Origin of the sequence: Pandoraea sp. XY-2 (assembly GCF_004193915.1) — a bacterium.
GTDB lineage: Bacteria > Pseudomonadota > Gammaproteobacteria > Burkholderiales > Burkholderiaceae > Pandoraea > Pandoraea cepalis.
On record NZ_CP030849.1, the window covers coordinates 611318 to 632355 of the forward strand.

16 protein-coding genes and 1 pseudogene are annotated in these 21038 nt (G+C 64.7%); 13 read left to right on the forward strand and 4 right to left on the reverse strand.

From position 1 onward, the window contains the following. Positions 1–77: 77 nt before the first annotated feature. On the reverse strand, positions 78–1058 hold the full coding sequence (locus DRB87_RS02795; RefSeq protein WP_017232643.1) for a KpsF/GutQ family sugar-phosphate isomerase: 981 nt from the start codon (positions 1056–1058) through the stop codon (positions 78–80). A gap of 205 nt (positions 1059–1263) precedes the next feature. Here DRB87_RS02795 and DRB87_RS02800 point away from each other — a divergent pair, with 205 nt between their 5' ends. From DRB87_RS02800 to purU, 10 genes are all read left to right on the forward strand, one after another. Further along, positions 1264–3246: a monovalent cation:proton antiporter family protein gene (locus DRB87_RS02800; protein WP_130024779.1), complete on the forward strand. Its 1983-nt coding sequence runs from the start codon at positions 1264–1266 to the stop codon at positions 3244–3246. A 152-nt stretch (positions 3247–3398) separates the two neighbouring features. Then, on the forward strand, positions 3399–3950 hold the full coding sequence (locus tag DRB87_RS02805; protein ID WP_174966532.1) for an adenine phosphoribosyltransferase: 552 nt from the start codon (positions 3399–3401) through the stop codon (positions 3948–3950). 77 nt (positions 3951–4027) lie between these two features. Next, positions 4028–4642, forward strand: a complete 615-nt coding sequence (locus tag DRB87_RS02810; RefSeq protein WP_130024780.1) for a LysE family translocator — start codon at positions 4028–4030, stop codon at positions 4640–4642. 83 nt (positions 4643–4725) lie between these two features. Further along, positions 4726–5481 (forward strand): DeoR/GlpR family DNA-binding transcription regulator, encoded by a 756-nt coding sequence (locus tag DRB87_RS02815; RefSeq protein ID WP_017232639.1) that lies wholly within the window; start codon positions 4726–4728, stop codon positions 5479–5481. Positions 5482–5803: 322 nt separating this feature from the next. Continuing rightward, positions 5804–6715, forward strand: a complete 912-nt coding sequence (gene phnC, locus DRB87_RS02820) for a phosphonate ABC transporter ATP-binding protein (protein ID WP_130024781.1) — start codon at positions 5804–5806, stop codon at positions 6713–6715. A 16-nt stretch (positions 6716–6731) separates the two neighbouring features. Beyond that, entirely contained in the window at positions 6732–7700 is a 969-nt protein-coding gene (gene phnD, locus DRB87_RS02825) for a phosphonate ABC transporter substrate-binding protein (protein WP_130024782.1), read from the forward strand. Positions 7701–7873: 173 nt separating this feature from the next. Continuing rightward, complete coding sequence (phnE, locus tag DRB87_RS02830) at positions 7874–8680, forward strand: phosphonate ABC transporter, permease protein PhnE (protein WP_017232636.1); 807 nt, start codon at positions 7874–7876, stop codon at positions 8678–8680. Positions 8681–8847: 167 nt separating this feature from the next. Beyond that, positions 8848–11337: an FAD-dependent oxidoreductase gene (locus DRB87_RS02835; protein ID WP_130024783.1), complete on the forward strand. Its 2490-nt coding sequence runs from the start codon at positions 8848–8850 to the stop codon at positions 11335–11337. A 146-nt stretch (positions 11338–11483) separates the two neighbouring features. Then, positions 11484–12335 (forward strand): NUDIX hydrolase family protein, encoded by an 852-nt coding sequence (locus tag DRB87_RS02840; RefSeq protein WP_130024784.1) that lies wholly within the window; start codon positions 11484–11486, stop codon positions 12333–12335. A gap of 79 nt (positions 12336–12414) precedes the next feature. After that, a complete protein-coding gene (gene purU / locus DRB87_RS02845) occupies positions 12415–13287 on the forward strand; it encodes a formyltetrahydrofolate deformylase (protein WP_130024785.1) in 873 nt (290 codons plus the stop codon). An 8-nt stretch (positions 13288–13295) separates the two neighbouring features. On the opposite strand, the gene DRB87_RS02850 is transcribed toward purU, so the two are convergent. The 3 genes from DRB87_RS02850 to DRB87_RS02860 all read right to left on the reverse strand — a co-directional run bounded on the left by DRB87_RS02850 (position 13296) and on the right by DRB87_RS02860 (position 16773). Next, entirely contained in the window at positions 13296–14666 is a 1371-nt protein-coding gene (locus tag DRB87_RS02850) for an MFS transporter (RefSeq protein ID WP_130024786.1), read from the reverse strand. A 354-nt stretch (positions 14667–15020) separates the two neighbouring features. After that, positions 15021–15467 carry a DUF488 domain-containing protein gene (locus tag DRB87_RS02855; RefSeq protein WP_130024787.1) on the reverse strand — a complete coding sequence of 149 codons (447 nt, stop codon included), beginning with the start codon at positions 15465–15467 and terminating at the stop codon, positions 15021–15023. Between the two features lie 172 nt (positions 15468–15639). Further along, positions 15640–16773, reverse strand: a complete 1134-nt coding sequence (locus tag DRB87_RS02860) for a 2-aminoethylphosphonate--pyruvate transaminase (RefSeq protein WP_130024788.1) — start codon at positions 16771–16773, stop codon at positions 15640–15642. A gap of 391 nt (positions 16774–17164) precedes the next feature. Between DRB87_RS02860 and DRB87_RS02865 the strand changes: the two genes are divergently transcribed. From DRB87_RS02865 to phnY, 3 genes and pseudogenes are all read left to right on the forward strand, one after another. Continuing rightward, positions 17165–17881 carry a phosphonate utilization associated transcriptional regulator gene (locus tag DRB87_RS02865; RefSeq protein WP_130024789.1) on the forward strand — a complete coding sequence of 239 codons (717 nt, stop codon included), beginning with the start codon at positions 17165–17167 and terminating at the stop codon, positions 17879–17881. A gap of 106 nt (positions 17882–17987) precedes the next feature. Further along, positions 17988–19241: a phosphonoacetate hydrolase gene (gene phnA / locus DRB87_RS02870; RefSeq protein ID WP_130024790.1), complete on the forward strand. Its 1254-nt coding sequence runs from the start codon at positions 17988–17990 to the stop codon at positions 19239–19241. A 100-nt stretch (positions 19242–19341) separates the two neighbouring features. After that, positions 19342–20795 (forward strand): annotated as a pseudogene (gene phnY / locus DRB87_RS02875) (phosphonoacetaldehyde dehydrogenase). Positions 20796–21038 lie beyond the last annotated feature (243 nt).

Below are 21038 nucleotides of genomic sequence, written 5' to 3' on the forward strand. Positions count from 1 at the left end.
GTCGGTCACGTCGGTTGCATCAAGCGGGGCGGAACGAGTGGGTTGGGCGATGCTGGGCTGATTCATGGGCAAGCGGCTCACACGACCTTGGCGGCGAACAGGTCGTGCACGTTGAGCGCACCGACGAGGCGGTCGTTCTCGGTCACGAGCAATTGCGTGATGCCGAAACGTTCCATCAGTTCGGCGGCTTCGGCGGCGAGTTGATCGGGGCCGATGCTGCGCGGGCCGGCCTTCATGACGTCGGCCAGCGTAAGCGTGGTGAAATCGAGCGTGCGCTTGAACAGGCGGCGCAGGTCGCCGTCCGTGAAGATGCCCACAACGCGATCGTCGGCGTCGACAATGGCCGTCATGCCCAGACCCTTGGCGGTCATCTCCAGCAGGGCGTCGGACAGGCTTGCATCGGCGCGCACGCGCGGAACGCGCTCGCCGGTGCGCATGACATCGCGCACGAACGTCAGCAGACGTCGACCGAGCGCGCCGCCCGGATGCGACCGGGCGAAGTCCTCTGCGCCGAAACCGCGCGCGTCGAGCAGCGTGACGGCAAGCGCATCGCCCAGGGCGAGAGCGGCCGTGGTGCTGGCGGTCGGTGCGAGGCCCAGCGGGCAGGCTTCTCTGTCGACGTGCGCGTCGAGGTGCACGTCGGACAGGCGCCCCAGGCTGGACGCGGCGTTGCCGGTCATGGCGATGAGCTTCGCGCCGATGCGCTTTATCATCGGGAGAATGCTGACCAGTTCCCCCGTCTCGCCGGAGTTGGACAGGGCGACAACGACATCGTCGGTCGTGATCATGCCCAGATCCCCGTGGCTGGCTTCGGCGGGGTGAACGAAGAAGGCGGGTGTGCCGGTGCTGGCGAACGTGGCGGCCAGTTTGCGGCCGATGTGGCCCGATTTGCCCATTCCGGTGACGACCACGCGCCCGCGGCAAGCGAGCAGCAGAGAGATCGCTTCGAAGAAGCTGTCGTCGAGGTGCGCGGAGACGCGTTCGATGGCGTCGGCTTCGGTGCGCAACACCTCCCGGGCGACCTCGAGTGCCCGGCCTGGATTGATTTTCGCTATCATGCGCGGAGTATATCAAAACGCACGCGGCGCCGAGGACAGCCGCGCCAGGCTTGGACCCGCACCGTTCGAGACCACCCAGGAAGCGGCCCGGTGCCTCGTCGGAGACCGCCGCGCCAACGCTATCTGGCACGGCACTTGCATAGCAAGTACCGCGTTCCGTCAGACCGCCAGCATTCAGATTCACTCAGGAAACCCACCTCAGCCGATGGCATCACCGCTCGAACTCACTCTCGTCCTGCTGTTTGCCGCCTGTGTCGGGGTGGTGTTGTTCCGCATGCTTCATCTGCCGCCGATGCTCGGCTACCTGAGCGTGGGCATCGTGATCGGCCCGCATGCGGTCGGACTGGCTGCCGACACGCAGCGGGTGCAATATCTCGCGGAGTTCGGCGTTGTCTTCCTGATGTTCTCCATCGGCATCGAATTTTCGCTGCCGAAGCTCAGGACGATGCGCCGGATCGTGCTCGGGCTGGGCGTGTCCCAGGTCATGGGAACGCTGCTCGTGGCGGTGGGACTGGGGGCGCTCGTCAACCTGTTCTGGTCGTTCTCCTGGCAGGCATCGGTGGCGCTGGGCGGCGCGTTGGCCATGTCCTCGACGGCCATCGTCACCAAGATGCTGGCGGAGCGCCTGGAACTCGAGACGGAGCACGGCCGCAACATCATGGGGGTGCTGCTGTTCCAGGATCTGGCCGTCGTGCCATTGCTGATCGTGATCTCGGCACTGGGCGGCAACCCGAAGGCGCTGGTTCTGGCACTGTCGCTGGCCGCGCTCAAGATCACCGGGGCGCTCGCGCTGTTGCTCTGGATCGGCCAGAAGCTGGTCGGACGCTGGTTCCACATCGTGGCAGCGCGGCGCTCGCAAGAGCTGTTCATGCTCAATCTGTTGCTGCTCACGCTCGGGCTGGCTTACGTCACCGAGAACCTCGGCCTGTCGATGGCGCTTGGCGCGTTCATTGCCGGCATGCTCATCGCCGAGACGCCGTTCCGCCATCAGGTGGAAGACGACATCAAGCCATTTCGCGACGTGCTGCTGGGGCTGTTCTTCATCACGACCGGCATGTTGCTCGATCCGTCCATCGTGGTGCAGCAGCCGCTGCTCGTGCTGCTGTTCTTCGTTGGCCCCCTGGTCGTCAAGTTCACATTGATCGCGGGGCTCGCGCGCCTGTTCGGCAGCCCGCCCGGCACGGCGATTCGCACCGGCCTGGGCCTGGCGCAGGCGGGCGAATTCGGTTTCGTGCTGCTCAATCTGGTGATCGACCGGCACCTGCTCGACCCGTCGCTTTCGCAAGCCGTGCTCGCGGGCATGCTGCTCTCGATGCTGTGTGCGCCGTTTCTCATCATCAATGCCGACCGTATCGCGCTGCGCTTCGTTGCCAATGAGTGGATGATGCAGTCGTTGCAGATGACCCGGATCGCCACGCAGAGCATCAAGACGTCGGGCCACGTCATCATCTGCGGCTACGGCCGGTGCGGCCAGAATCTGGCGCGCATGCTTGAACAGGAGGGCATCGGCTATGTGGCACTCGATCTCGACCCCGATCGGGTGATGGAGGCGGCCAGCTCCGGCGAGACGGTCGTCTTCGGCGACGCGGCCCGGCGCGAGGCGCTGGTCGCGGCCGGGATTCACCGCGCCGCCGGCATCGTGGTGACCTACGACAGCACCCCGGCCGCGTTGAAGGTGCTCTCGCAGGTGCAGGCGCTGGAGCCGACCTTGCCGGTGGTGGTGCGCACGGTCGACGACACCCACATGGACGAGCTGATCGCGGCGGGCGCGACCGAAGTCGTGCCCGAGATCGTGGAGGGCAGCCTGATGCTGGCGTCGCATGCGCTGGTGCTTCTGGGCGTGCCCATGCGCCGCGTGCTGCGCCGGGTGGCGCAGGCGCGTAACGAGCGTTACAGCCTGCTGCGGGGTTACTTTCACGGCCTCGACGACGAGGACGAGGGGGGCGAGCGCGAGCAGGTCAGGCTGCAATCGGTGCCGCTTACGCTTCACTCGGACGCGGTCGGGCGCACGCTCGGCGAACTCCGGCTCGACAAGCTCGGCGTGACGGTCACGGCCATCCGTCGACATGGCATTCGCGGCGTCGAGCCGGTGTCGGAGACGCGTCTGATGGCGGAGGACATCGTGGTGCTGCGCGGATTGCCCGACAAGCTGGTCGCGGCCGAGGCGCGTCTGCGCGGCCACGAATAGACGGCGACGAATGGACGACCCGGCCGGGAAGAAGGCGTGCTGCCGGGGCGCGCATCATGCGCCGGGCGGCGCTGCCCGCCCCCTCGCGGGGCGCCGGGCGATTTTTGGCATAATGTGGCGTGTTTCCCCTCAGTATCCCAAGAAGGATCCCCGTGCAGATCGACGAGTCCCCTGCCGCCTATATCAAGAGCCAGATTCGCACCGTGCCGGACTGGCCCGCACCGGGCGTGCAGTTCCGCGACATTACCCCGCTGCTCAAGAACCCGCGCACCTTGCGCGTGCTCATCGATGTGTTCGTGCATCGGTACATGACGCAGCGTCCGGATTACATCGCGGGTCTCGACGCGCGCGGCTTCATCCTCGGATCGATCCTCGCGTACGAATTGAACATCGGCTTCATCCCCATTCGCAAGAAGGGCAAGCTGCCCTATCAGACGGTCGCGGAGGAGTACGAGCTGGAATACGGCAGCGCAACGGTCGAGATCCATGCCGATGCCTGCGGCCCGGGCGACCGCGTGCTGCTCATCGACGACCTGGTCGCCACGGGCGGCACGATGCTCGCCGGCAAGAAGTTGCTGGAGCGCCTGGGGGCGACCGTCATCGAAGGGGCGGCCATCGTCGACCTGCCGGAACTGGGCGGCTCGCGTCTGATTCGCGACGCCGGATTGCCACTATTCCTGCTGTGCTCGTTCGAAGGCCACTGAACCCGGTTGCCTGAGTGGACGCCTTGCCGCGTCCCCATTTCCCCGATCATCCTCATCACCCGACTTCGGACCCGCCGATGCCCAATCTCTGGCTGTTCTTGCTGACCTCGGTGGCGATCACGCTTGCGCCGGGGCCGGACAACATGCAGGTCATCGCGCGCGGCATTGCGCAGGGCCGTCGGGCGGGACTGGCCGCGGCCGCCGGTTTCACGTCGGGATGTCTCTTCCACACGAGCGTCGCGGCCATCGGCCTGGCCACCGTGCTGCGTTCGTCGCCGTGGGCCTTCGAGGGGATCAAGCTCGCGGGGGCCGCCTATCTGATCTGGATCGGCATCAAGGCGATACGCGCGCGCGGCGCTCTGGCGTTGGCCAACGAGTCCGCGCCGCAACCGCTCGGGGCCGTCTTTCGTCAAAGCGTGCTGGCGAATATGCTCAACCCCAAGGTCACGTTGTTTTTCCTGGTGTTCCTGCCCCAGTTCGTGAGTGCCGACACGGCCCATCCCGGCGCGCAGATGCTGTTGCTCGGCCTGGTGTTCATGGCGCAGACCATCGTCGTGTTCAGCGCGTACGGATGGTTCGCGGGCGTGCTGGGCACGTGGCTCAAGCAACGCCCCGGCGCGGGGCGCTGGCTCGACCGTGCCGCCGGCGCCATCTTCATCGGCCTGGGCTTGCGCGTCGCGCTACAGGCGTAGGACGCCCGCGCGCCCACGCATGAGCGGCGGCGACCGCGCCGATACCTTCCAAGAATTCGTAGTCCCACCGACATTGCCAGATCATGCTTGCCGAACAACGCCAACAGTACGTGCTTGAACAACTTGCCAAGACCGGGGCCCTCGCGATCAGCGATCTCGTGCGTGAGCTGGGGGTGTCGCGCGAGACGGTGCGCCGCGACCTCAACACGCTCGCCGCGCGCGGACTGCTGCTCATGACGCACGGCGGCGCGCTGGCCGCCGATCGCAGCGAACCCGACTGGACGCTGCGCGAGAACGTCAACGCCGTAGGCAAGCGGGCCATCGGCATGCGCGCGGCGGAACTCGTACCCGATGGGGCGTCGGTGATCATCGACTACGGCACGACCACGCGGGCGGTGGCGCAGGCGCTGCTCGCAAAGCATCGGTTGCGCATCTACACGAACGACTGGCAGATCGCACGATTGCTGGGCCGTCATCACGACAATCAGGTGACGTTGCTTGGCGGCGAGCTGCAGGACAACGAAGATGCCGTGCAGGGCTGGGATGCCATCAACCAGATATCGCAATACCATGCCGACTTCGCATTCATCGGCGTAGGCGGCGTGACCGAGGACGGTGGCATTACCGATTTCAACCGCGCGGCCGCCGAGCTTCGCGCGCGCATGCTGCTGTGTGCGAACATCTCGGCCGTGGTGGCGGACCATACCAAGTTCGGGCGCGTGACGCCCGTGCGTATCCGCCATTTCGAGGCGGCCCGCTACCTCATCAGCGACGCCGCGCCGCACAAGAGCATGCTGGCCCAACTGCGCGCGCGCGGCCCGGAACTCCTCATCGCGTGAATGTGTAGACAACATCGGCGCTCGCCCCCGAGGCCGATGACGTCGCGCCCCGTTCGGTGTGACTTCGACGCCCGCGCATCCGTGCGTGCCGTGGCGCCGAAAACGTTGTTAACTCCTTGACCCAATAAGGATTTTCAACGCCCATCGAAAAGCTCATCGATTGTCACTGTCCTGTCATCGGCACTTCTTAGACTGCTGTCACTTTTGGCACAAATTGCCACAAAACAGCTAGTCGAGCGATGCGGGCGACGTGCTCCCACCCTGGGGCGCGGTTAGCGGGAACGCCTCGGATCCGACCGGCGAGTCGATTGACAGGTGACCCGTGGACGAAGCAATTCGAATCGAGCGACTGACCAAGACTTTCGGGGGCGGCCGCCGTGCGCTCGACGAGGTGGCGCTTACCGTGATGCCGGGCGAAATGGTCGCCCTGATCGGGGCGTCGGGCTCGGGCAAGTCGACGCTGATGCGTCACATGGCGGGTTTCGTGGCGGCCGATCCGCAGCCAGGCGGCATCGACATTCTCGGTCGTCCGATTCAGCGCGACGGCCGCATCGTGCGCGAAGTGCGCCAGATTCGTCGCGACATCGGCTTCGTCTTCCAGCAGTTCAACCTGGTGGGCCGCTTGCCGGTGATGACCAACGTGCTGACGGGGCTGCTCGCGCGCGTGCCACTGTGGCGCAGCCTGCTGTTCCGCTTCACGCCGGCCGAGTGTCAGGCGGCGATGGCGGCGCTCGCGGAGGTCGGCATCGCCGATCTGGCGTTCCAGCGCGCCAGCACGCTCTCGGGCGGTCAGCAGCAGCGCGCGGCGCTGGCGCGCACGCTGGTGCAGGGCGCGAAGATCATTCTTGCGGACGAACCGATTGCGTCGCTCGATCCGGAGTCGGCCCGCAAGGTGATGGACATGCTGGCCCGCATGAACCGCGATCACAAACTGACGGTCGTCGTCTCGCTGCATCAGGTGGATGTCGCCATGCGCTATTGCGTGCGAACCGTCGCCCTGCATCAGGGACGCGTGGTGTACGACGGCCCGTCCGCGGCGCTCACGCCCGACTTGCTGCGCCGCCTGTATGGCGTGCAGGCAAGCGAACTGCTTAACGACCGCGTTGACCAAGTTGACCATGTGGAAGACGCCGACGGCAGCGACGCTGCCGACGCTTCTCCGCGCGCCGCCGGCCCCGCGCCGGCCAATGCGCAAGCCCCATTCCTCACCTCGATGTCCCTCAGTCTGACCTGACCAGGAGCTTGCTCTCATGAAACTTTGGAAAACCCTGCTGGCCGGCGCGGCCATGCTTGCCTCGGTGGCGGCAGTGCACGCGCAGGAAATCAATTTCGGCATCATCTCGACCGACTCGAGCGCGGCACTGCGCCAGCGTTGGCAGCCGCTGATCGACGACATGGAGAAGCAAACCGGCATCAAGGTGACGCCGTTCTTCGCCACCGACTACGCCGGCGTGATCGAAGGCATGCGCTTCAACAAGGTGCAGCTCGCCTGGCTGGGCAACAAGGCCGCGATGGAAGCCGTGGACCGCTCGCAAGGCGAAGTCTTCGCGAAGATCATGTACGCCGACGGCACCGAAGGCTACTACTCGCTGCTGATCGCGAACAAGGCGAGCCCGTACAAGACGCTCGACGACGTGATCAAGAACGGCAAGAAGATCAACTTCGGCCTGGGCGATCCGACCTCGACGTCGGGCACGCTGGTGCCGGGCTACTACGTGTTCGCGAAGCACAACATCGATCCGCGCACGTACTTCAAAACCGCGCGCAGCTCGAATCACGGCGCCAACCTGATGGCCGTGCTCAACAACCAGGTCGACGTGGCCACCAACAACACCGAAGAGATCGACAAGCTCGAGGCAACGCAGCCGGAGAAGGCCAAGCAGGTGCAGGTGATCTGGAAGTCGCCGCTGATCCCGTCGGATCCGCTGGTGTGGCGCAAGGACCTGCCGGAAGCGACGAAGAAGAAGATTCGCGACTTCTTCCTGGCGTACGGCAAGGACGCGCATGAGAAGGAAGTGCTGAAGAACATCTACAACTACGGCGGCTTCCGTGCGTCGAGCAATGCGCAACTGCTGCCGATCCGCCAGCTCGAGCTGTTCAAGCAAAAGCAACAGATCCAGTCGGATGCCAACCTCGATGCGGCCAAGAAGCAATCGCAATTGACCGACATCGACAGCAAGCTCGCCGCGCTCGATCAGGAAATGAGCAAAACGAAGTAAGCGCCTGATTGCCTGGGCGTGGAACGACACGATGTCACAGGGCGGCGCACGGGCGTTGTTCTGTGATCGATGACGGCGGGCCAGGTCATCTGGCCCGCCGTGACCTCTGGTGACCTCTGTGGTCCGATGATTTGCCGGTCGATGCTGCACCGGCTTGCCTTGTGGTACACGACATGAACACCAGCGTATCCCTCACTGCAAATGGCCGCCTGCCGGGCGAGCCGCCCAAGCGCTCATGGCTGACGTTGATCGGCTGGGGCGCATTCTTCCTGATCCTGGTGTGGTCGTGGGGCGGCGCCGACATGCGTCCGCTCGATCTGATTCGCGATTCCGGCAACATGAGCCAATTCGCGCACGATTTCTTCCCGCCCGATTTTCACGACTGGCGCGTGTATGTCCACGAGATGCTCGTGACCATTCATATCGCTGTCTGGGGCACGGTGCTCGCCGTGGTGTGCTCGATTCCGATGGGGTTGCTCTCGGCGTCGAACATGGTGCCGGCGTGGGTGTACCAGCCGGTGCGCCGCGTGATGGACGCGTGCCGCGCGATCAATGAGATGGTCTTCGCGATGCTCTTCATCGTGGCGGTAGGGCTTGGCCCCTTCGCCGGGGTACTGGCGCTGTGGGTGCATACGACGGGCACGCTCTCGAAGCTGTTCGCCGAAGCGGTCGAAGCGATCGATCCGCGCCCGGTCGAGGGCGTGCGGGCCACCGGGGCGCGCGCGATCGATGAAATCCTGTACGGCGTGCTGCCGCAGGTCATGCCGCTGTGGATCTCGTACACGCTGTACCGCTTCGAGTCGAATGTGCGTTCGGCGTCGGTGGTCGGCATGGTCGGCGCGGGCGGCATCGGCGTGGTGCTCTACGAAGTGATCCGCAGCTTCGAGTACGCGCAGACCTGTGCCGTGATGCTCATCATGATCGTGGTCGTCACGTGCATCGACGTGTTTTCGGCCCGTGTGCGCAAGCACGTGATCTGATCGTCCCGCCGCGTCGATCGCGTCAATCCGCAAAGGGCACTTGGGTGCCCTTTGCTTCTTCCTGACGGCAGCCGCCTCGCGACGGCGTCGAGTCCCGCACAGCGGCCAATGCCGATCGCCCGGGCCGTGACGCCGTTCCCGGCGCGCGGCCAAACTGGAGCTCCCCCATGCCCTCTGCCTTGCCCACTCAAGCTCGCGTCGTCATCGTCGGTGGCGGCATCGTCGGCTGTTCTGTCGCCTATCACCTTGCCAAACTGGGATGGACGGACGTCGTCCTGCTGGAGCAGGGACAGTTGTCGTGCGGCACGACGTGGCACGCGGCGGGGCTGGTCGGCCAGTTGCGCTCGCAGGAGAGCATGACGAAGCTCATCCGCTATTCGACGAAACTCTACAGCGAACTGGAAGCGGAGACGGGGCTCGCCACGGGATGGAAGGCATGCGGGTCATTGTCGGTGGCCCGCACCCAGGCGCGCATGACGCAACTCAAGCGCACGGCGGCGGTGGCGCGTGCCTATGGCGTGCAGTGCGACGTGATCTCGCCGCGCGAGGCCGGCGAACTCTGGCCGGTGATGCGCACCGACGATCTCGTCGGTGGGGTGTGGCTGCCGGGCGACGGCAAGGCCAACCCGACCGATCTCACGCAGGCGCTCGCGCGCGGCGCGCGCAGCCGTGGCGTGCGCATCGCGGAGAACACGCGCATCACGGCGATTCACACGGCGTCGCCTGGCGGGATTCGCACGGCGACCGGGGTGTCCTGGTGCAATAAAGACGGCGAAAGCGGACGCATCGACGCGGAGATCGTCGTGAACTGCGCGGGGCAGTGGGCCAAGGCCGTAGGTCGCCTGTGCGATGTGAGCGTGCCGCTGCATTCGGCCGAGCACTACTACATCGTGACGGAACGGATCGAGGGCGTGCATCCCGATCTGCCGGTCATGCGCGACCCGGACGGCTACACCTACTTCAAGGAGGAAGTCGGCGGTCTGGTGATGGGCGGCTTCGAGCCGAACGCCAAGCCGTGGGGCATGAACGGCATTCCCGAGAACTTCGAGTTTCAACTGTTGCCCGACGACTGGGACCAGTTCGAGATCCTCATGGAGAACGCACTGATGCGTGTGCCCGCGCTCGAGACGGCGCAGATCCGGCAGTTCTACAACGGCCCCGAGTCGTTCACGCCGGACAACAACTTCATGCTCGGCGAAGCGCCCGAGCTGCGCAATTTCTACGTCGGCGCAGGCTTCAATTCGATGGGCATTGCGTCGGCGGGCGGGGCCGGCATGGCGCTGGCCGAGTGGATTGTCGCGGGTGAGCCGACGATGGACCTCTGGCCCGTCGATATTCGCCGCTTTGCGCGATTCAACGGCAACGACATCTGGCTGCACGATCGCGTGAAGGAGACGCTCGGCCTGCACTACGCCATGCCGTGGCCGAATCGCGAACTGGACACGGCGCGGCCGTTCCGTCGCTCGCCACTGCATGCGACGCTGCTCGCCAAGGGCGCCTGCTTCGGCAGCAAGATGGGCTGGGAGCGGCCGAACTTCTTCGCGCCGTCGCCCGAGCAGGCGACGATCGATTACGGCTTCGGTCAGCAGAACTGGCACGCGTGGAGTGCCGCCGAGCATCGCGCGTGCCGCGAGGCCGTCGCGCTGTTTGACATGAGTTCTTTCTCGAAGCTGCTCATCAAGGGCCGCGATGCCGAGCGCGTGTTGCAAGCGTTGTGTACCAATGACGTGGCCGTGCCGCCCGGACGCACCGTCTACACGGGAATGCTCAACGAGCGCGGTGGCTACGAGTCGGACTTCACGCTCACGCGCCTCGCGCCCGATCAATACCTGATGGTCACCGGTTCGGCGCAGACGACCCGCGACATGGACTATCTCGAACGGCGCATTGCCCAACGGCCCGACGATCCGCGCTGTACGGTCGTCGACGTCAGCGGGCAGTATGCGGTACTGGCGCTCATGGGGCCGAATTCGCGCGCGCTGTTGCAGCGGGTGTCGCGCGCCGATTTTTCCAACGAGGCGTTCGCGTTCGGCACGAGCCGGGAAATCGATCTCGGCTACGCCACGGTGCGTGCCACGCGCCTGACCTACGTCGGCGAACTCGGTTGGGAGTTGTACGTGCCCGTCGAGTTCGCGGTGGGCGTCTATGAAACGCTGCACGCGGCGGGTGCCGCCTTCGGGTTGAAGGATGCGGGCTACTACGCCATCGACTCGCTGCGTATCGAGAAGGGCTATCGTGCCTGGGGACGAGAACTGACACCTGACACGAATCCGGTGCAAGCGGGGCTGACGTTCGCCTGCAAGCTGGCCGGCGGTCTCCCGTTTGTCGGCCGCGAGGCGGTCGAACTGGCCAAATCGACGGGGGTCCGCCGCAGGCTTGTGAGCGTTGTGCTCGACGGGGCGAGCGACAGAATGCTCTGGGGCGGTGAGGCGCTGCTTCGCAACGGCGTGCCGGTCGGCTTCCTGTCGTCGGCCGCGTATGGGCACACGATCGATGCGCCCGTCGGGCTCGCCTATCTGACGAATCCCGAGGGCCTCGTGTCCGCCGAATACGTGGAAACGGGCCGCTATCAGGTCGATCTCGCGGGCGATCGGCTCGACGCCCGAGTCCAACTGCGCGCGCTGTACGACCCGAAGGGCGAGCGCGTGAGCGCTTGAGCGGGCGAGCCTGTCGCGGTGGGTCGCGACGACGACGCAGGCCGCCGCGACACCGGAGGCGGGCGGACTCGCCGCCGCTTCTGTAAAATGCCGCTTTTGCCTCGATTTCGCGCGTCTCCGACGGGGGCGCGTTCGGTCTCTGACGTATGCCTTTTGCTTGTATTGCGGCGGCGCGCCGCTTCGACGACACGGCGCATCTGCCGCTCGTGATCGGTTCGCAGCGTTATGGGTGGATTCGCCGTCGCGACGCCGAGTCGCTGTGCCGTTGGCCCGACGTGTTCGAGATCAGTTCACTCGCGGTGCGGATTCATCCGCGCCACGATACCTGCGAAGCGCGCACGGCGGCGCTGGCGCCGGTGATCGAAGCGCTTGCGGCCGAGGGCCTCATCACGGGTTGGCGCAACGAGCGCTATGCCATCCGGCAACGGCTCTACGACGCGCCGCTCGCGTGGATCGAACGCGCCGCCTCGCGCTTTTTCGGCACGCGCACGTTCGCCGTGCATGTGAACGGATACGTGCCGGCCCGCTTCGTCGGTGAGGCGCCGAAGCTCTGGATTGCGCGGCGCAGTGTGCTCAAGGCGACCGATCCCGGTTGTCTCGACAACACGGCGGCCGGGGGCATCGGCAATGGGATCGGCGTAGGCGACACGCTCGTCAAGGAGTGCTGGGAAGAGGCCGGCATTCCGGCGCATCTGACGAACGACGCGCGGCCTGGCCGCACGCTGCATATCCTCGCGGAAATTCCGGAGGGCGTGCAGTCCGAGCAGATTTTCGTCTACGATCTCGCGCTGCCGCGCGGCTTCGTGCCCGAGAACCAGGATGGCGAGGCGAGCGCGCACTGGCTGTGCTCGGCCGGCGACGTGCGCGAGGTGATCGCAGACGGCAAGATGACCGTCGACGCGAGCCTCGCCAGTCTCGATTTCCTGCTGCGCGAAGGCGCCATTCGCACGAAGGACTGCGCCGGAATCGAGGCGTTGTTCAAGCCGGCGGACGAATGATCGAGGCCATCGGACGCACGTCCATCGACACCGATTTCAACACTGCAACGACATTGCAAGCCTTTGCCCAGGAGCAATCATGGCACCGATCGAAAATAGCTACATTCTGAAGTTGTCCTGCCCGGACCGTCCCGGCATCGTCCACGCGGTGGCCGGTTTCCTGGTCGAGCGCGGCGGCAACATTCTCGACTCGGCCCAGTTCAACGATCGCTTCACCGGTGGCTTCTTCATGCGCGTGCATTTCCAGCAACTGCCGGGCCAGAGCGATCTGGCCGCGTTGCAGCGCGACTTTGCCCCGCTCGCCGTGCAGTACGAGATGCAATGGGAGTTGGTCGACGCCGCGATCAAGCCGCGCGTGATGCTCATGGTCTCGAAGATCGGTCACTGCCTGAACGATCTGTTGTTCCGCTACAAGACGGGCCAGCTCAACATCGAAATTCCGGCCATCGTCTCGAACCACAAGGATTTCTACCAACTGGCCGCGAGCTACAACATTCCGTTCCATTACCTGCCGCTCATGAACGCAACGCCGGAATCGAAGGCGGCGCAGGAAGCGAAGGTGTATGAACTGGTGCAGGACAACGACATCGATCTGGTGGTCCTCGCGCGCTACATGCAGGTGCTGTCCAGCGATCTGTGCGAGAAGCTCGCAGGCCGCGCGATCAACATTCACCATTCATTCCTGCCGAGCTTCAAGGGCGCGAAGCCGTACTATCAGGCGTTCGACCGTGGCGTGAAGCTGATCGGGGCGACGGCGCACTATGTGACATCCGATCTCGACGAAGGTCCGATCATCGAGCAGGAAGTCGAGCGCGTGGATCACACGATGGACCCGGAGCAACTGACCGCCATCGGGCGCGACGTGGAATGTGTGGCGCTGGCGCGCGCCGTGCGTTATCACGCCGAGCATCGCATTCTGCTCAACGGCCACAAGACGGTGATCTTCCGCTAAGCGAAGCGCTAGGTACGCCGCGCCAGCTCACTGCCGGCATCGCGCGCAAGCCGCGCAATCGAGATCGTCGAACTCACGGCAATCAGCCCGACCACCAGGAACGCCCACGGGAAGTCGACGTCGATCACATGATCGCGCCCGTGCAGCCACGACGACGTCTGCAACACGGCGGCGCCGATGGTGATGCCCAGCGTGAGCGACACCTGTTGGGCGACGCTGGCCAGGCTGGTCGCCTGACTCATGCGCTGCGCCGGCACGTTCGCGTACGAAATGGCGTTCAGGCTCGTGAACTGCAACGAGCGGAAGCATCCGCCAAACAGCAGCGTGCCGAGAATCACAAGATGCGACGTCTGTGCGGAGAACAACCCGTAGCCGCCGATCGTCGCCGACGCGACCAACGCGTTCGTCATCAGCACGCGGCGAAAACCCCAGCGTTGCAGAATGCGCAGCGAGAGCGTCTTCATGAACATCGCGCCCGCCGCCGAGATGAACGTGAGCGCGCCCGATTCCATCGGCGTCATCCCGAAACCCAGTTGCAGCATCAGCGGCAGCAGGAACGGCGTGGCGCCGACGCCAATGCGAAACAGCGTGCCGCCCGCGACACCGGCACGGAACGTGGGGATGCGAAAGAGGTCGAGCCGCAGCAGCGGATGCGCGAGCCCCTTCGCATGACGCAGGTAGGCCACGAGCAACGCCGCACCGATGGCGACGAGTCCCAGCGCGAGCGATACGGGGATCAGATGGCGGCCGATGGTGGACAACCCCAGCATCAGGATCGAGAGTCCGAGGCCCGACAGCACGAAGCCCCGGATGTCGAGCGGCGGCACGTCGTCCTCATAAAGATCGGGAATGTACTTCGTTGCAAGAACGAAGCCGAGCACGCCGATGGGGATGTTGATGTAGAAGATCCAGCGCCAATGCCAGTACGTGGTGATGAAGCCGCCAAGCGGCGGGCCGAGCACCGGGCCGACCAGCGCGGGGATCGTGAGGTAATTGAGTGCGCGCACCATGTCGCGCTTTTCCACGGACTTGAGCAAGGCGAGGCGTCCCACCGGCACCATCATCGCCCCGCCCACGCCCTGGATGAAACGCGCGATCACCAGTTCCGGCAGCGTGCTCGATATGCCGCAGCAGATCGAGCCAAGCACGAACACGCCAATGGCCGTGCGAAAGACATTGCGCGTGCCGAAACGATCGGCAATCCATCCGCTGATCGGAATGAAGACCGCGAGGCTGATGAGGTAGGTCGTGAGCGCGAGCTTGAGCGTGATCGGGCTCTCGCCGAGATCTTGCGCAATCAACGGCAACGAGGTGGACAACACGGTGGAATCCATGTTCTCCATGAACAGCGCGCAGGCAACGATCAGTGGAACAAGCATGAGGCATGACGTTGCCGTCGCGGCAACCGGGTAAGCAAACGAAGAACGACTCGACACACGAGCGGCGGTGCGTCAGCGGGGGCAATCGATAACACGGCGGTGCGCCGGTCATGGCAGGCTCGATGGCGGCGCAGTGAGGGTTATAGCAAACTTCTCCGCGGTCCGTGCCCGTCGTGTGCAGCGCCAGGCGCCATGCGGGTTTTCACGGAGCTCGCGGCGGGCAACATCGTTTTGGAGGGTGGAATGCGGTGTTGCACCACAATACGTTGTTGCATCCATCGAAACGCGCCGCCGATCGTTGCCTGCTGGCGGTTGCAGCGCCACCGGCGTCGATGCCCTGGCAGGCGTTCGAGCCTATCGCGATGTCAGGAAGTCGCGCAGCACGTCGAGGTGCGTGTGCGCATCCTCCTCTTCCAGTCGATGGGCTGCGGTGAGCAACGTGATGGGGCCTTCGGTCAATCGCGTGCGCAAGTCCGCGAGCGTGGCGTTTCGCTCGGCGTCGAGCGCGGCGAGTTCATCCAGATAGCGTTGGCGGAATTCGTCGAACTGCTCGGGATGCTGGTGAAACCACTGGCGCAGCGGCGTGCTCGGGGTGGCGTCCTTGGCCCAGAAGTCGATTTGCGCCTTGGCCTTGGCCAGACCACGGGGCCAGAGGCGATCGGCGAGCACGCGTTGGCCGTCGGCGGCCTCGGGGGCGTCGTATACCCGCTTGAAGCGAATCTCGGGAAGTTTGGCGCCGCGCTTGCGAGCGGGGTTGGCTTTGACCGGCGGGGCGGCGTCAGGTGTCTTCGACGACGGCATGGGCGGCGACCTCGGAGCGTGGGAGCGCAAGCGCGCGACACCCGAAAGCTTACCCGAGGCGCCCGAGGCCGGCGAGTCGCGTGTGCGTTCGGCGACGCCGAGTTGCGTCGCCGAACGTGAGGGCCGTCGAGAACGCCGCGCGCTGCATGCGCCGGCGTCGGCGGCTACCCCATCACGCCGCGCGCGTGAGGGGCGCGACTTGCCGAATGCCGAGCGATGCCAGCGACTGCCCGATCGCCGTGACGACGTTGCGCATTTCGTTGTCGTCGACGGCGCCAATGCAGCCCACGCGAAACGTGTCGATCTGCGTGAGCTTGCCCGGATAGAGGATGTAACCCTGCTCGCGCACCGCCGCATAGAACGTCTGGAAATCGTACTTGCTGTCGGCGGGCGCGTGAAACGTCACAATCACGGGCGCCTGAATCTCCGGCGCGAGGAACGGTCGGAAGCCCAGCGACGCCATCCCATCGACCAATGTCCGGCAGTTCTTGCGGTAGCGTTCGCCGCGAGCCGGTTGTCCGCCCTCGGCGAGAAACTGATCGACGGCCGCGCGCAGGGCAGCGACCACGTGCGTTGGCGGGGTGAAGCGCCATTGCGTGGTCTTTTGCATATACGCGTACTGGTCGTGAAGGTCCATCGCCAGCGAATGACTGTTGCCGCCGCTCGCTTCGAGCACTGAGCGCTTCGCGATCACGAAGCCCATGCCCGGCACCCCTTCGAGGCATTTGCCGCTCGCGGCGACCAGCGCGTCGAACGGCATTGATCGCACGTCGATGTCCAGCGCGCCGAAAGAACTCATGGCATCGACGATCAGCCCTTTACCGTGCTTCTGACAGACGCGTGCGATATCCGCAAGCGGATTGAGGACCCCCGCGCCAGTTTCCAGGTGCACCTGTGCAACATGCGTGATCGACGGATCGCGCGTGAGCACTTCGTCGATGGCGGTGGCATTGGCCGCCTGATCGTCGGGGATGGGCAGGGCGACGGCGTCGCGCCCAAGATAGCGACAGATCTTGAGCAGGCGCTGGCAGTACGCGCCGTTGTCCGGCACGAGAATGCGTGCGTCGCGCGGCGTGAGCGTGCCGATGGCCGCTTCGACCGAGAACGTGCCCGAGCCTTGGAGCGGGACGCAAACGTGCGTGTCGCCGCCCTGCACGATGTCCACGAGATCGTGGCACAGCGACGCGGTGACGCGGTTGAACTGCGCGTCCCACGAGCCCCAGTCGCGCAACATGGCCTGCCGCGTCGCCGGCGACGTGGTGAGCGGGCCGGGGGTCAGCAGAATCGGTTCCTGACCAAGAATCATGACTGCCTCCTATCAAGCGGGAAAACAAGCTGCGTTCGGAAAACACCTCGGCGAGGCGATGTGTTGCATATTATTGGCAAATTATGTCGTTTTATTGAAACCGTTGAGGTGTTGTCATCTGTTCGTCAAATACCTCGAATAGTATGGAAATCATTGATTAAGATGGGGTTTTGTCGTCGCCGTGCGCAACGTTGTCCGGCTGTTTTGCGATGCTGCCGGAAAATTACGAATACGATTTGTTGACAATCTACAAATCGTTGTGCTTGAATGACAAACAACACAAATAATCGCGTAATGCCACAAATTGCCACGGATAAGTGGGGAAGCGGTTTGTGCTTTGCGGGATCGCGTCGCAGGGTGGCGCCAGCGTTCAGAGAGAAGGAAGACCGGTATGAATCCAAATCCCACGTCGCCCTCGGCGATCGAGCTGTTACAGAGCCAGTCGCTGACCACGCTCGTCCAGCACGAAATCGAGCGCCAGATCATGGCGGGTACCCTCACGCCCGGTACCAAGCTCAACGAGATTGAAGTGGCTGGACGTCTGGGCGTGTCGCGGGGTCCGGTGCGCGAGGCGTTTCGTGCGCTGGAAGAAGCGGGCCTGCTGCGCACCGAGAAGAATCGCGGCGTGTTTGTGCGCGTCATCTCGCTGGAGGAGGCCGAAGAGATCTACACGCTGCGCGGCGTGCTCGACGAATTCGTGGCGCGCACGCTGGCCGAGGCGATCACCTCGGCGCAGCTCACCCGTCTGCGCGAGTCCGTCGAGGCGATGCACATTGCGGTGGAGGCGGGCGACAGCGAAGCGTATTACCGGCTGAACCTGGCGTTTCACGACGCGCTCGTCGAGATGGTCGGCAATCGCAAGTTGATCGAAACCTACCGGCGCCTGGTCAGGGAACTGAGCCTGTTCCGTCACGAAGCGTTGACCGGCGATACGTCTGCGCCGCCGAAGTCGGCGCGCGAGCATCGCGACATCGTGAGCGCGATTGCGTCGCGCGACCCTGAGCGTGCGGCGCAAGTCACGCGCGAGCATCTGTCGCGAGGCCGCGCGCGCATTCGCGAGGCCCTTGCGCGAGCACCCGGTGCCGCCGTGCAGGCGAAGGCCGGCTGAAGGACCGTGAACGGTTTGTATTGCTGAATACCCGGCCGCCGGGTGCGTGTCGCCGCGAGGGCGACACCGGCGGTCATTTGCCGAGTTGCGCTTGAGGAGACCCGACGTGAACCCGTCCGTACAGATCGAAGTGAACGGCCGCCAATACCGGTTGCCGCAACAGCCGACCGTCATCGTTTGCGTCGATGGCTGCCAGTTCGAGTATCTCGAAGCCGCCGCGGCTGCCGGCGTCGCCCCGTACCTGAAGCATCTGCTGGCCGACGGCGCGGTGTTCCAGGGCGACTGTGTCGTGCCGTCGTTCACCAACCCGAACAACCTGTCGATTGTGACCGGCGTACCCCCCGCCGTGCATGGCATCTGCGGCAATTACTTCTTCGACCCGTCGGCCGATGGTGGTCGCGGCGCGGAAGTCATGATGAACGACCCTGCCTACCTGCGCGCGGGCACGGTGCTTGCCGCCGCCGCCGATGCGGGGGCGAGCGTGGCGGTCGTGACCGCGAAGGACAAGCTGCGCAAGCTGCTCGGCCATCGCATGACGGGCATCTGCTTCTCGTCGGAAAAGGCGGACCACGTCACGCTCGCCGAGAACGGCATCGACGACGTGCTTGGACTCGTCGGCATGCCGGTACCGGACGTCTACAGCGCGGCACTTTCCGAGTTCGTGTTCGCCGCCGGGGTGCGCCTGCTGGAGACGCGTCACATCGACCTGATGTATCTCTCGACGACCGACTACGTCCAGCACAAATGGGCGCCGGGCACGCAGGGCGCGAACGATTTCTACGCGATGATGGACGGCTATCTGCGTCGCATGGACGCGCTGGGCGCCGTCATCGGACTGACGGCCGACCACGGCATGAACGCCAAGCACGATCCGGCGACTGGCCGGCCCAACGTCATCTATTTGCAGGATCTGCTCGACGACTGGCTCGGCAAGGGCGTGGAAGCCGGCGGCGCGCGGGTGATTCTGCCGATTACCGATCCCTACGTGGTGCATCACGGCGCGCTCGGCTCGTTTGCCACGATCTATCTGCCGCGGGATGTGGATCGCGATGCCATGCGTCGGCGCATCGCCGCGATGCCCGGTATCGAGGTCGTGCTAAGCAACGCCGAGGCATGCGCTCGCTTCGAACTGCCGCCTGACCGCGTGGGCGACCTGGTCGTTGTGAGCGATCAGTCGGTCGTGTTGGGCACAAGTGCCAGCCGTCACGATCTGACCGGACTCACGGTGCCGCTGCGCTCGCATGGCGGGATCTCGGAGCAGACGGTGCCGTTGCTTTTCAACCGCAAGACCGTCGGTATTCCGGGCAAGGCGCGGCTGCGCAACTTCGACATTCTCGACGTGGCACTCAATCACGTCTGACGCGGTACCGCAACGCCTTTGCCCTGTGAGCCCGCGGCGTGCAACTCAGAACGGTTGCGTCGCCGGGCCCCGACCCGTTGGATACGCTGTGGAGAACCCCATGAACGCGCCGCACAAGCTGCATCCCGAGTTCCGCGCCGAAGCGCTTCGCATCGGCGGCGAGAAAGTGACCCGCGATCGGATCATCGAAATCTTCAATCCCTACTCGGGCGATCTCGTTGGCACGGTGCCGAAAGCCTCGCTCGACGACGTGCGCCGCGCGTTCTCGATCGCGAAGCAGTATCGCTCGACGCTCACACGCTTCGAGCGCGCCAACATTCTCGATAAGGCCGCTGCGTTGCTGCGCGCGCGCACGACCGAGGCGGCGGCGATCATCACGATGGAATCGGGGCTGTGCAAGAAAGACGCGGTCTACGAAATCGGTCGCGTGGCCGATGTGCTCGGGTTCGCCGCCGGCGAAGCGCTCAAGGACGACGGACAGGCGTTCTCGTGCGATCTCACGCCGCATGGCAAGAAGCGTCGTGTCGTGACTCAGCGCGAGCCGCTGCTCGGGGCCATCTCGGCCATCACGCCGTTCAACCATCCCATGAACCAGGTGGCGCACAAGGTGGCGCCGTCGATTGCGACCAACAACCGCATGGTGCTCAAGCCATCGGAAAAGGTACCGCTCTCGGCCTACTACCTGGCAGACACGCTTTATGAAGCGGGTCTGCCGCCGGAGATGCTGCAAGTCGTGACCGGTGACCCGATGGAGATTGCCGACGAGCTAATCACGAACGAGAACATCGACATGATCACCTTCACCGGGGGGTATCGATCGGCAAGTACATCGCGTCGAAGGCGGGCTATCGTCGCATCGTGCTCGAACTCGGCGGCAACGATCCGTTGATCGTGATGGAGGACGCCGATCTCGATCGTGCGTCCGATCTGGCGGTGCAGGGGTCGTACAAGAATTCAGGTCAGCGCTGCACGGCCGTCAAGCGCATGCTCGTCCATCGCGACATCGCGGCGCAGTTCACCGATCTCGTGGTGGAAAAGACCCGCGCGTGGAAGTACGGCGACCCGGCCGACGGCGCCAACGACATGGGCACGGTCATCGACGAAGCGGCCGCCCGCCTGTTCGAGGCACGCGTCAACGAAGCGGTGTCGCAGGGCGCACGCTTGCTCGTGGGCAACCGGCGCGAGGGTGCGCTGTACTCGCCGACCGTCATCGATCGTGTCGATCCGAAAATGACGGTCGTGCGCGAAGAGACCTTCGGGCCGGTGTCGCCGATCCTGACGTTCGGCAGCATCGACGAAGCCATCGCCATCTCCAACGGCACGGCATTCGGTCTGTCGTCCGGCGTGTGCACGAACCGCCTTGATTATGTGACGCGTTTCACCAACGAACTGCAGGTGGGGACGGTCAATATCTGGGAAGTGCCGGGCTATCGCATCGAGTTGACGCCGTTTGGCGGCATCAAGGATTCCGGGCTCGGCTACAAGGAAGGCGTGCAGGAGGCGATGAAGAGCTTCACCAACACCAAAACGTTCACGTTGCCGTGGGGTGTCTGAGGCAGGTGATCGACCGCGCAAGGGGCACCTGCCGACACGGTCAAATGGGGCGAAAAGCCGCGTTTCGCGGCGCTTCGGCTCAGGCTGTTCCCCTTACGCAACAAGGCTTGGCGGAATCAGGGTAAAAATTGTGACAAATTGATGACACGATTGTTGCGCTGTTCATTTTGGTGTACGGTGTTTCGATTGGGGATACGCATGACGCGTGAACTTCATACGCATCCCGACGCCAGTGTTGGACTG

What these genes read in the sequence shown, in the direction of transcription:
- DRB87_RS02865 (WP_130024789.1), top strand. Translation starts at nt 17,165, where the DNA reads ATGAATCCAAATCCCACGTCGCCCTCGGCGATCGAGCTGTTACAGAGC.
- DRB87_RS02860 (WP_130024788.1), bottom strand. Translation starts at nt 16,773, where the DNA reads ATGATTCTTGGTCAGGAACCGATTCTGCTGACCCCCGGCCCGCTCACC.
- DRB87_RS02795 (WP_017232643.1), bottom strand. Translation starts at nt 1,058, where the DNA reads ATGATAGCGAAAATCAATCCAGGCCGGGCACTCGAGGTCGCCCGGGAG.
- phnD (WP_130024782.1), top strand. Translation starts at nt 6,732, where the DNA reads ATGAAACTTTGGAAAACCCTGCTGGCCGGCGCGGCCATGCTTGCCTCG.
- DRB87_RS02855 (WP_130024787.1), bottom strand. Translation starts at nt 15,467, where the DNA reads ATGCCGTCGTCGAAGACACCTGACGCCGCCCCGCCGGTCAAAGCCAAC.
- phnE (WP_017232636.1), top strand. Translation starts at nt 7,874, where the DNA reads ATGAACACCAGCGTATCCCTCACTGCAAATGGCCGCCTGCCGGGCGAG.
- purU (WP_130024785.1), top strand. Translation starts at nt 12,415, where the DNA reads ATGGCACCGATCGAAAATAGCTACATTCTGAAGTTGTCCTGCCCGGAC.
- DRB87_RS02815 (WP_017232639.1), top strand. Translation starts at nt 4,726, where the DNA reads ATGCTTGCCGAACAACGCCAACAGTACGTGCTTGAACAACTTGCCAAG.
- DRB87_RS02835 (WP_130024783.1), top strand. Translation starts at nt 8,848, where the DNA reads ATGCCCTCTGCCTTGCCCACTCAAGCTCGCGTCGTCATCGTCGGTGGC.
- DRB87_RS02800 (WP_130024779.1), top strand. Translation starts at nt 1,264, where the DNA reads ATGGCATCACCGCTCGAACTCACTCTCGTCCTGCTGTTTGCCGCCTGT.
- DRB87_RS02810 (WP_130024780.1), top strand. Translation starts at nt 4,028, where the DNA reads ATGCCCAATCTCTGGCTGTTCTTGCTGACCTCGGTGGCGATCACGCTT.
- DRB87_RS02850 (WP_130024786.1), bottom strand. Translation starts at nt 14,666, where the DNA reads ATGCTTGTTCCACTGATCGTTGCCTGCGCGCTGTTCATGGAGAACATG.
- DRB87_RS02840 (WP_130024784.1), top strand. Translation starts at nt 11,484, where the DNA reads ATGCCTTTTGCTTGTATTGCGGCGGCGCGCCGCTTCGACGACACGGCG.